The sequence below is a fragment of the Tenacibaculum todarodis genome (assembly GCF_001889045.1).
Lineage (GTDB): Bacteria > Bacteroidota > Bacteroidia > Flavobacteriales > Flavobacteriaceae > Polaribacter > Polaribacter todarodis.
Genome location: NZ_CP018155.1, coordinates 1,617,126 through 1,627,409 on the forward strand (window position 1 = coordinate 1,617,126; position 10,284 = coordinate 1,627,409).

At 29.2% G+C, this 10,284-nt stretch carries 10 protein-coding genes and 1 tRNA gene; 2 read left to right on the forward strand and 9 right to left on the reverse strand.

Going from position 1 to position 10,284, the window contains the following annotated elements:
• Positions 1–34: 34 nt before the first annotated feature.
• From LPB136_RS07360 to LPB136_RS07385, 6 genes are read right to left on the reverse strand one after another with little or no spacing between them, the layout of a single operon-like run.
• Positions 35–1,303 carry a hemolysin family protein gene (locus LPB136_RS07360; protein ID WP_072555535.1) on the reverse strand — a complete coding sequence of 423 codons (1,269 nt, stop codon included), beginning with the start codon at positions 1,301–1,303 and terminating at the stop codon, positions 35–37.
• Positions 1,303–1,506, reverse strand: coding sequence for a hypothetical protein (locus LPB136_RS07365; RefSeq protein WP_072555537.1), 204 nt, complete (start codon positions 1,504–1,506; stop codon positions 1,303–1,305). The genes LPB136_RS07360 and LPB136_RS07365 overlap by 1 nt, the downstream gene beginning before the upstream one ends.
• A gap of 1 nt (position 1,507) precedes the next feature.
• A complete protein-coding gene (gene lptC / locus LPB136_RS07370) occupies positions 1,508–2,071 on the reverse strand; it encodes an LPS export ABC transporter periplasmic protein LptC (RefSeq protein WP_072556945.1) in 564 nt (187 codons plus the stop codon).
• Between the two features lie 11 nt (positions 2,072–2,082).
• Entirely contained in the window at positions 2,083–3,396 is a 1,314-nt protein-coding gene (locus LPB136_RS07375; RefSeq protein ID WP_237267366.1) for a tetratricopeptide repeat protein, read from the reverse strand.
• Between the two features lie 17 nt (positions 3,397–3,413).
• Positions 3,414–4,694 carry a hypothetical protein gene (locus LPB136_RS07380; protein WP_072555539.1) on the reverse strand — a complete coding sequence of 427 codons (1,281 nt, stop codon included), beginning with the start codon at positions 4,692–4,694 and terminating at the stop codon, positions 3,414–3,416.
• Positions 4,687–5,418 (reverse strand): type III pantothenate kinase, encoded by a 732-nt coding sequence (locus tag LPB136_RS07385; RefSeq protein ID WP_072555541.1) that lies wholly within the window; start codon positions 5,416–5,418, stop codon positions 4,687–4,689. The genes LPB136_RS07380 and LPB136_RS07385 overlap by 8 nt, the downstream gene beginning before the upstream one ends.
• 99 nt (positions 5,419–5,517) lie before the next feature.
• Here LPB136_RS07385 and LPB136_RS07390 point away from each other — a divergent pair.
• A tRNA-Phe gene (locus LPB136_RS07390) sits at positions 5,518–5,593 on the forward strand.
• 54 nt (positions 5,594–5,647) lie between these two features.
• On the opposite strand, the gene LPB136_RS07395 is transcribed toward LPB136_RS07390, so the two are convergent.
• Positions 5,648–6,292, reverse strand: coding sequence for a hypothetical protein (locus LPB136_RS07395; RefSeq protein ID WP_072555543.1), 645 nt, complete (start codon positions 6,290–6,292; stop codon positions 5,648–5,650).
• Positions 6,293–6,418: 126 nt separating this feature from the next.
• Here LPB136_RS07395 and LPB136_RS07400 point away from each other — a divergent pair, with 126 nt between their 5' ends.
• Positions 6,419–7,252, forward strand: coding sequence for a universal stress protein (locus LPB136_RS07400; RefSeq protein ID WP_072555545.1), 834 nt, complete (start codon positions 6,419–6,421; stop codon positions 7,250–7,252).
• A 107-nt stretch (positions 7,253–7,359) separates the two neighbouring features.
• Here LPB136_RS07400 and LPB136_RS07405 read toward each other — a convergent pair whose 3' ends face one another.
• Together LPB136_RS07405 and LPB136_RS07410 are read right to left on the reverse strand one after the other, a co-directional pair.
• Complete coding sequence (locus tag LPB136_RS07405) at positions 7,360–9,336, reverse strand: OmpA family protein (protein ID WP_072555547.1); 1,977 nt, start codon at positions 9,334–9,336, stop codon at positions 7,360–7,362.
• A 12-nt stretch (positions 9,337–9,348) separates the two neighbouring features.
• Positions 9,349–10,266 carry a PorP/SprF family type IX secretion system membrane protein gene (locus tag LPB136_RS07410; protein WP_083426198.1) on the reverse strand — a complete coding sequence of 306 codons (918 nt, stop codon included), beginning with the start codon at positions 10,264–10,266 and terminating at the stop codon, positions 9,349–9,351.
• Positions 10,267–10,284: the final 18 nt, after the last annotated feature.

Here is a 10,284-nt window from a genome sequence, read left to right on the forward strand (position 1 = left end):
AGCAAGATTTTCAGCTCTTTGAAAGAGCTAAATTTTACTCTTCAAAATCTAGAAGTTTTACATAAACTTCATCAATTTTTGAGGTACTAACTTTTAAGATTTTAATGTGAAGATTGTCTATAATAATTACTTCATCTTGTTCAGGAATGTTTTCTGTATGATGTATAATAAAACCTCCAAGAGTTTCATAAGCTTCTTCTTTCACTATATTTAAATCATAGGTTTCATTTAAGTAATCTACTTCTAAACGTGCAGAAAAGTTAAACTCGCTATCATTAATTTTCTCTTCTAAAAAATCTTGACTATCGTGTTCGTCTTCAATTTCTCCAAATAACTCTTCAACAACGTCTTCAACAGTTATCATTCCGGAAGTTCCACCATATTCATCTACAACTACAGCTATACTTTTACGTTTTTTCATTAAAACATTAAGCACATCATTAATCATCATAGATTCTGGTACTATTTCTACAGGAAGCAAAATAGATTTAATTGTTTTTGGACTTTTAAACAGCTCAAATGCGTTTACGTATCCAATAATATCATCTAAAGAAGTTTTGTAAACTAATATTTTAGAATAACCGGTTTCTATAAATTCTTTTTTTAAATTAGTAACCGTTTGGCGTAGTTCTACAGCCATTATCTCGGTTCTAGGAACCATAATTTCTCTTGCTTTTACATTATGAAATTCTAATGCATTTTGAAAAATTTGAATTTCTGAATCTAATTCTTCATCGTCAGAATTTGTAGTTTCTAATTGTTCTGTAATGTAATTCCCAAGTTCTTCTTTACTGAATTCTGTTTGCTCTTCTTTAGAGTTAGTCTTAAAAATTACACGCAAACAAAAATCTGAAATAGCTGTTATAAATTCTGAAATAAAATGAAAAACCACATAAAAAATATAAGCAGGAATTGCGAATATCTTAAGAGCTTCATTTGCATAAATTCTAAAAATAGCTTTTGGTAAAAACTCAGCAGTCACCAAAATTATTAATGTAGAAATAAGTGTTTGTATTACTAAAATAATAAAATTAGAAAACATTGCTACTGGAAGAAACCTTAGTAAGATTCTTCCCATAAAATAACTATAAATTACCAAGGCTATATTATTACCAACTAACATTGTGGTAATAAATTTTGAAGATTTATGGGTAAGTCTTGTTAGAATTTTAGGTAAAAACCCCTCTCGTTTTTTCTCTAATTCTATGTGAAGCTTATTTGCAGAAACAAAAGCAATTTCCATCCCAGAAAAAAAAGCTGAGAATAAAATGGAAGCTATTGCAATTATGATTTCTACTTGCATTAATTGGGTTTATTATTATTTCTTTTCTCTATTTTTTGTCTTAATCTTCTCTTTACAAAAAACATAAAGGTAACTAAAACTGCAACTATTAAAAATAGATATGCTTTATTTCTATCAGAATTGAATCTAATTATTCCTTCTACAAGGCAAATTACAGCTACAACTAAATAACCGTATTGTATTATTTTCCAAAGTTTATTCATCTTAATTTTGTTTTGCTTCTAAATTACCAGTTACATCTTTTGCCATCCATTTTGTTAGATCTTCTTTAGATTCAAATCCAATGCCTGTAAAAGTATCTTTTTCTTTAATAAGTATAAATTTATCTTCGGAAAAAAAGTAACCGATTTTTTGATCCCAATATAATTGATCTGTAACTAATTTAGACTTTCCAGTATGATTAACAACCACAACATTTCCTCTAATTTCTGAAATCGAAGTTTTAGTATAAGATAATGCGTAATTCCCTGTAACTGTTGTTGAGTCTATTCCGTTTTTATCAATTGTTACAATTTTAATTCCTTCTGGAAATTCGTTATACGGATGTTCATTTCTATTTGAAAAATCGTGTAATAAAGGTGTTGTTAATTTAGAAGTTATTCTACCAGAATCTTTATACACGTGATGAGCATTCTTTGCAACTGCAATTGGTAAGTTTTTTTCAGCTAAAAAATTACGAACTTCTTTAGCATTGTTTGTACAAGAAAAAAACATTGCCACCATAAATATGGTAGCAATGTTAATATATATATTTCTTATATGTTTCAAATTGTAAACTATTAAGGTACTCTTACCGTTTCTCCAATCCAACATCCAACTCTATAAGAACTTCCAGATGCGACTCCTTTTTGGAAAATTAATTTCTTAGAAGGTAAAGATGCTCTATAACTAGACACATATCTTCCGGCGTTAGAACCTGGATCTACAGATTGTGCCTTTCTTGCCATTTTTAATGCTGCTGCATACACCATTCTTTTTTCAAACTCATCACTACCACAACTGTTAGCACTTTTTGCATATAGGTTTGCAATTAATAAGTATGCTTTACCATAATTAGGGTTAAATGTTAATGCTTCTAAAGCTAAAGCTCTTGCATTAGATTTTTGCCCCGCAGAAGCTGCTTGTTGTGCAAAACTTAATTTTATTTTCGCTTTCTTAAAAGGATCAGTTTCTAAATCAAATGACTTTTGTCTCATTTGTATAGCTCCTGCTTCGTCTCCATTATTAGATAAAACACCTGCTAAGAATTTGTATGAGTCTGCAGATGGTGCAGCTTCAGCATAAGCTCTTGCCATTTTTTCAAATAATGGATCTGATTGACATCCTTTGTTATATAATCTAGAAACAGATCTTCTTAACCATGTTGCGTCATTTTTGTTAGCGTCAAAATCTCTACTTAATAATGGTATTAATCTTGGACATGTTGCAATTTCAGAAATAATGTTATCCAAACCACCTTCTACTTGCCCTAAAGATTTAGAGTTAATTTTATAAGCTCTTAAATTTCTTAAACCTCTTTTATCTAAGTTTGCAGAATCTTTTCTTGCTTTACCAATCTTTTTAGAATAATCATCTAATTTTTCTCCTACAGATTCCATTACGTCATCATAAGTGTTAAATACTTTTTGAGGATCAGAATCTTTATATTTATCTGTTACACCTTGGAAATATTTATAGATGTTTTTAACACCCATATCTTTTGGTGAAATTTTATAGGCTTTTTCTAAGATTGAAAAAATTTCATCTTCAGAACCTAAATTATTCTTAGCTAAATACGTAGCGTAATCACTATGTGCTTTTGCTGTTCCTTTATTAGGGAAGTTAGCTAAACGCATTTCATATAGTTTTTTTACTAACGCATGGTCTTTTGAGCTCTCAGCTACTTTTGTCCCATATTTGTAAATATTAACAGACAAAGTAGGACAGCTAGTTAATAACCCATCTAATTGTGTTTTAGCTTCGGTATATTTTTTTGTTGTTACATTTCCCTTAAAAAGGTTGTATTTAATGTTACAATCTTGTGCCTGTGCGTTAACACCAATTGCTGCTAAGAAAAATAATCCTGTTAATAAGTGTGTAATTTTTTTCATCATCTGTCCGTATTTTTTTGTTAATCTATTTGTCTTTTCTTGAACCAAATATCGTTCAAAGATAAACTTAATCTAAAATTAAAATAATTTTCTTGTATTAAATTATTGTCAGTTGTTCCTCTTTGTCCATACTCTAATCCTATATTAATATTAGAAGCTCGGTTACCCAACGGCAATCCTAATCCAACATTTATGCCAAAGTCTTTAATTGGTGTAAAATTATTTCCATTTCCACTCCCATCAACTAATAAACCAGTGTCCTCAAACCTTAATCCTGCACGGTAAGTTATTCGATTCCAGTAACTAGAAATAGAGTTTATTTTTGGTAAATAAAAACCACCAATAGCTAATTTATTAGATTCTCCATACATATAAGTACTTCCTATTGCTGAATTATTATCTAATGCATCTTGAAACTCGTAATTAACACCAGCGTACCATTTATCTCTTTTACCAAGACCAACTCCTAAATTGGTTTTTAAAGGAATATTAAATGTAGTTACTGTTGATGAAGCTGAGAGTGTATCTCTTGGAATTTCAAATCCTGAACCATCAAAAGAAAGTGAATATAAATAAGCTTGATTTTTTTCTGTTAAATTACTTTCTAATTGAACAGACACACCTGCATTTAATTGTAATTTATTAGATAATTCCTTTTGGTATTGCATACCTACTTTATATAAACCACCTCTAACTCTAGTAGTTTCCTCATTTTTTGTTCCTAAAGCTAAACCTTCTCTTTGATTTAAAATATCATTATCAACTGTACCAAAAACAAAGGATGCTTCTACTCCTAAAGATAATCCTTTTAAAACCTCTATACCAAAAGCACCATACAATCTACTTGTTCCTCCAGTTCCTGTAAAACGGGTAAATTCTGTTAAATTATCATCTGCATCATATTTTTGATTTAATAATGCATAACCAACTGAAGATTGAGGTTGTAATCCTGCAGAAAAACCAGCTTTATCACCAATTGGAAAACCAAGAGCAATATATCGTAAACTTGTTGCAGAACCAGATTGTTCTCCGGAACTCTCTTTTAATGTTAAATCGGTCATTAAACCTCCTATTCCATAAGTTGCAAAACGTAAATTAGCGTTTGCAGCTGGATTGATGAAATTTAAATAATGATCTGTCTTAAAAGCAACACCAATACCTCCCATAGAAGATTGCTCTACTGTTGTTGAGCTAAACTCTTCACCTAAACCAAAAAAAGAATATGGTGATGAATTGTTTCTTTGTGCTATTATTACTGAAGTTGATAATAGTATAAACGCAAATAATATTTTCTTAATCATTCTTAGAATTGTAAATCAAAATTGTGTGTAATCCTTCCAAAACAAAATTTGGAGTCGCAAATATGCTACTTTTTAATTGTTTAGCCAAGAAATTTGTATCTCCTCCTGTTAAAACTACTGTTAAATCATTAAATTGTTTTTTATACTGATTAATTACACCGTCTAACTCATTACAAACTCCATTAACTATTCCGGAATGGATAGAAGTATCTGTAGAATCCCCTATAAAATTTTCTATCTCTTTATTTTCTAATAACGGTAGTTTAGACGTAAAAGTATTTAGTGCTTTATAGCGCATTTTAATTCCTGGAGATATTGCTCCACCTAAGTATTTTCCTTCTTTTGTAACAAAATCAAACGTTATACAAGTTCCAGCATCTATAATTAAGGTATTTTCTTTAGGAAATTGTTGAACAGCAGCAGAAACCAATGCAATTCTATCTACACCAAGTGTTTTTGGAGTTTTATAATTATTCTTAAAAGGTACTTTAGTTTGATGAGAAAGCTCCACAATAGGTAGAACATCTTTCAATTTATCCATCTTAAATTTTGAGATTGTAGCTACAGAAGATATAATTCCTTTAAAAATAGTATACTTTTTTACTATTTTTTTTATTTCAGAAATAATTCTTTTTTTATCAAATACCACAAGTTCCAACAAGCTATCATTTTGATAAACAGCTGCTTTAATTCTTGTATTTCCAACATCTATAATTAAGTACATTCTTTTAATTTTAATATATTGTAAAAATACAACAGATTTTTTAACTTTTATTTGGTTAATAAGTAAAAAGGGTCTTATATTTGCATCCGCTAACGCAATGGTGCCTTAGCTCAGTTGGTAGAGCAAAGGACTGAAAATCCTTGTGTCCCTGGTTCGATTCCTGGAGGCACCACCATAAAAGCCCAAACTTATGTTTGGGCTTTTTTAATTAAATAAATTTTAAACTAATTTATTTTTCAGGTATTAGATTCAGTTCTTCCATTGCTAATATAAGCACATTAACATAATCATTAACTGTTTCTTCTACTGATGTTGGGTCTACTATATTAATTGAGCCTTTCCATGCTAAATCTCTATCTTTTGTAGGGCAAATACAATATAAAGATGTTTCCGCATGATAAACCTTATACTTATCATAATACTTTGGATCATTTATTATTTTTAGGTGATTATTATAATCTTCCTTAAATTTAACATCTAAATATTCTTTTCTTTCAAAATTATCATTGTACACTACTCTATCTTCAATTCCTTTTACTTTGGTAAAAAGTACAGCATCATAAAAATTGGAAGTTAAAATATTTTCAATAATTTTAATTTGATTTTCAGGTAGACTATCAAAAGTAAAATTTGAATCAAGCACATCTAAACTCATTACTGCCTCTATACCTCTTACTGCGTATTCATCTTTTATTTTTTTTTTAAATTCTCTACGTGCGTTGACATTTGGAGTCATACCAATAACCAAAATTTTGGTTACGGTAAGTGTATCAATGTCCGGACTCTTCCAACTTCCAACCAAATCTGCAGTTGTACAGTTATTAAAAAGTATTGATATAAAAAATAGTAAGAATATTTTTAGAGATATCTTCATAAAACCCAGTATTTAAAAACATTAACCCTACAAAGTTAATTGGTTTTTATTTTTTAAGTACTGATAAATATCAGCTTTTTACCCCTTTTTATCTTTTACTTTTAATAAACAATAAACCTTATTAAAATGAAAAAAATATTAATACCTACCGATTTTTCTGACAACGCTTGGTTTGCTACCAAATATGTTCTAAATCTTTTTTCTAGTGAAGAGTGCGAGTTCTTTTTCTTGCACTCAACAAAAATAGGTGTATCTATGGCATCTAACATCTCAAAGAAATTAACCAATGTTATGAGAGAAAATGCTATAACAGACTTAAAACACTTACAAGAAAGAGCAGAAAAAGTAGATTCAAACTCTAAGCATACCTTCAAAATTTCTGAAAGTGGTCATGATTTAGAACAAGCAATAGAAATTACCATAGAAAACCATCAAATAGATTTAGTTGTTATGGGAACCAAAGGAGCAAGTGGTTTAAAAGAAGTACTCTTGGGTAGCAATACTATAAATGTTATAAACAAAATTAATGATTGCCCAGTTTTAGCTGTACCAATTATGGTAGATATTTTAATGCCAGAAGATATTGGCTTTCCTTCAGATTTCAATAGATTATATAAAAGTGAATTATTAAATCCTATTAAAGGTATGGCTAAAATTAGTAATTCAATAGTTAGAATTATGCACATAAATACTGAAGGTGAATTAAGTGCAGAGCAACAGAAAAACTTAGACGCATTAACAATGTACCTATATAGAAGTAATGTCAAGACCAGCTATCATTTAATGTCAAATTATGCTGATAAAACTAGAGAAATAGTTGATTTCATCTTTGACTTTGATATCGATATTTTAGCTATGATACGATATAAACATAGTTTTCTTGAAAAATTATTACACGAACCAGTAATAAAAAAACTAGGACATCATTTAGAAATTCCATTTTTAATAATTCCTGAATAAAAGGTATTAAAAAAGAGGAAAAGTTAGAACATTTGTTAAACAACAAATAGAAGTATCAAAAAAGCCCAAACTTATGTTTGGGCTTTTGAAGTAGTAAATATATTATTTTAAATCTTTAGTATTATAAATTCTGATCTTCTATTAAGTTGATGCTGAGCTTCAGTACAAGAAACACCATTACTACATTTATTAATTAACTGAGTTTCTCCAAAACCTGTAGCATTGTTAATTCGGTTTGCCGAAATACCTTTTGATATTATATAGTTTTTGGTTGCTTGAGCTCTATTGTTTGATAATTCTAAGTTATAATCATCTTTAGAACGAGAATCTGTATGAGATTCAATATTAATAACCATTTTAGGATACTTAGTCATTAACACTACAATTTTGTTTAATTCGCTAGCAGAATCATCACGGATAAAAAACTTATCTAAATCAAAATATATAATTCCTATTTTAATTTTTAAAAGCCCATTATCTTCAACAATTAATTCATCTATTGTTTCAATATCTAATGGAACAATAGTTTCCGAAGAAATACTTGAGGTCACAAATATCTTTTGATTTGGATTATATCCATTTTTTTCAACTTTTATATAATGTTTTTTACTACATCCTAAGTCGAAGTTAAATGCATAATCTCCATTTATTCTACTCTGTGTCTGAGATAGTTTTACATCTTTTTCATTGTAAAGTGTTACTGTTGCATCTGGTATACGTTCTCCTGTTTTACTGTTAGACACGTAACCTTTAACAAATTGCTGACAATCTTCTACCTTAACTGGAGTTATTGCTTTAAATCTTTCGAAAGAATAAATATCATCATCTCCTTTACCTCCTTCTCTATTAGAACAAACAAAACCAATGTTTTCTTTTTCTTTAATAATAAAACTAAAATCGTCTAATTGACTATTTAATGGAGCTCCTAAATTTGTAGGTTTTTGAAATGTTTCTGAAGTTAAAGCACTTTCAAAAACATCTAATCCTCCTAAACCAATATGACCGTCTGAAGCAAAGTACAATGAGTTATTAGTAATATATGGAAACATTTCTCTACCTGAAGTATTTACTTTTGATCCTAAGTTTTTTGGAGTTGAGTAGGTATCGTCTTCCAAAATGTCTACAACAAATATATCTGTAGCTCCAATAGTTCCTGGCATATCTGAAACAAAATACAACTTTTTACCATCTTTACTAACTGTTGGATGACCAACTGAATAGTTTTCACTATTAAATGGTAATTCTTTTATATTTCGCCATTCTTTTCTTTTTGTTCTTGATAAAGTATCAACTGATAACTCAGCGCTATATAATTTTAAATGATTTACACCATCATCATCTCTACCTAATTCATCAATATAATTATTTCTTGTAAAATATACTTTTTGATTGTCTGGTGAGAAGGCTAAAGTAGCTTCGTGATATTTTGTGTTTATATTTTCAGAAAATTCTTCTATAAATTTCACATCAGTTTCAACTGCATTAATTCTACCTAAATAGAAACTTAAGTATGGCTGATTGTTCCAATTATATATTCTTTCGTGATAATATGACGAATCTAAAGCTGATGAATAGACTAATTTATTCTTATAATACATTGGTCCAAAATCTGAATTCCTTGTATTAATTGATAAGTTTTGTAATCTAAACTGAGGTTTAATACTCAATACATTTTCTAAAACAACATCTCCTTCAGAATGATCTTCAATTCGTTTATCATTTTGCTTAGCTCTTTTTGCAAAAATTTTCATCCACTTTTTAGCAGCATTATTTTCACCTATACCTTGCAAAGTATGTGCGTATCTAAAAATATATTCCGCATCAACTTCATTTAAATAATCACTTATTAAAATATCATACCACTTATTAGCTTTAGCCATATCGGTATTAAAATAATGAGCGTCGCCAGCTTTTTCAAGTAATTCTTTAGAATAATCTCCCTTACTTAATTTAGATTCATACATTTTTGCTGCATCTAAATACTGCATTTTTTCAAAAACCTTATCAGCAGCTCTATAAGTTTCTTGCCCATAACTTAGGCTAACAGAAATAAGAATAAAACTTAAAGTTATTATATTTTTCATATGATGTTTTTTTTAAAAGAATCGAGGTGATTTTAATTTTCTTTCTTTAGATATAAGCTCAAAACGAAGCATAAATTCATGCGTTCCAGAATTTACTCTTTGCAACTCTGTTGTTGTATAATCATAAGAATACCCTAACAATAATTTAGGAGAAACTTGTAGACCAATTAAACCACTTACAGAATCGTCCCATCTATAACTTGCACCCAATCTAAACTTTTCATTAAACATAAAGTTTGCTGATAAGTCTAAAATTAACGGAGCACCCGAAACACTTTTTAATAAAAATGCTGGTTTAAATTTTATATTATCACTTATATTTCTAACCAATCCACCGATAAAAAACATATGTAAACGTTCTGTTGCAACTCCACCTTGAATATCGTCATAATGTTGATCTGCGAAAAAATTGGGAATAGAAAAACCTAAATAACTCTTTTCACTATAATAATACAATCCTGCACCTAAAGTTGGAAGTGTTCTATTGATATTTTCCTGAAAAAGAATATCTCCACTTGCTTGATGATTTCCTCTAGACCAATCAATATTCAATAACCTTAATCCTCCTTTAAGCCCTAATGATAACCTATGAGTTTTAGAAGTTTTTATTGAATATGAAAGATTAGCATCAAAATAAGTTTCCTTTGATGGTCCTAGCTTATCTTGAACAATAGAAATACCTAAACCTAAATTTCTACCTATCGGAGAATCAAAACTTAATGTTTGTGTTTCTGGTGCTCCTTCTAAACCTGCCCATTGAGATCTATGAATTGCTGTAATTGCAACATGACCTCTTGTACCCGCGTAAGCAGAATTTACCGACAATGTATTGTACATATACTGGGTAAACTGAGGATCTTGTTGTGCAAAAGCATTGCTTCCTAAAGCTAGCAAACACACTCCTATTATTGTTTTTAAATTTAATTTCATATAAAATTTTATTTTGAA

What these genes read in the sequence shown, in the direction of transcription:
- LPB136_RS07360 (WP_072555535.1), bottom strand. Translation starts at nt 1,303, where the DNA reads ATGCAAGTAGAAATCATAATTGCAATAGCTTCCATTTTATTCTCAGCT.
- LPB136_RS07365 (WP_072555537.1), bottom strand. Translation starts at nt 1,506, where the DNA reads ATGAATAAACTTTGGAAAATAATACAATACGGTTATTTAGTTGTAGCT.
- LPB136_RS07375 (WP_237267366.1), bottom strand. Translation starts at nt 3,396, where the DNA reads ATGATGAAAAAAATTACACACTTATTAACAGGATTATTTTTCTTAGCA.
- LPB136_RS07380 (WP_072555539.1), bottom strand. Translation starts at nt 4,694, where the DNA reads ATGATTAAGAAAATATTATTTGCGTTTATACTATTATCAACTTCAGTA.
- LPB136_RS07385 (WP_072555541.1), bottom strand. Translation starts at nt 5,418, where the DNA reads ATGTACTTAATTATAGATGTTGGAAATACAAGAATTAAAGCAGCTGTT.
- LPB136_RS07395 (WP_072555543.1), bottom strand. Translation starts at nt 6,292, where the DNA reads ATGAAGATATCTCTAAAAATATTCTTACTATTTTTTATATCAATACTT.
- LPB136_RS07400 (WP_072555545.1), top strand. Translation starts at nt 6,419, where the DNA reads ATGAAAAAAATATTAATACCTACCGATTTTTCTGACAACGCTTGGTTT.
- LPB136_RS07405 (WP_072555547.1), bottom strand. Translation starts at nt 9,336, where the DNA reads ATGAAAAATATAATAACTTTAAGTTTTATTCTTATTTCTGTTAGCCTA.
- LPB136_RS07410 (WP_083426198.1), bottom strand. Translation starts at nt 10,266, where the DNA reads ATGAAATTAAATTTAAAAACAATAATAGGAGTGTGTTTGCTAGCTTTA.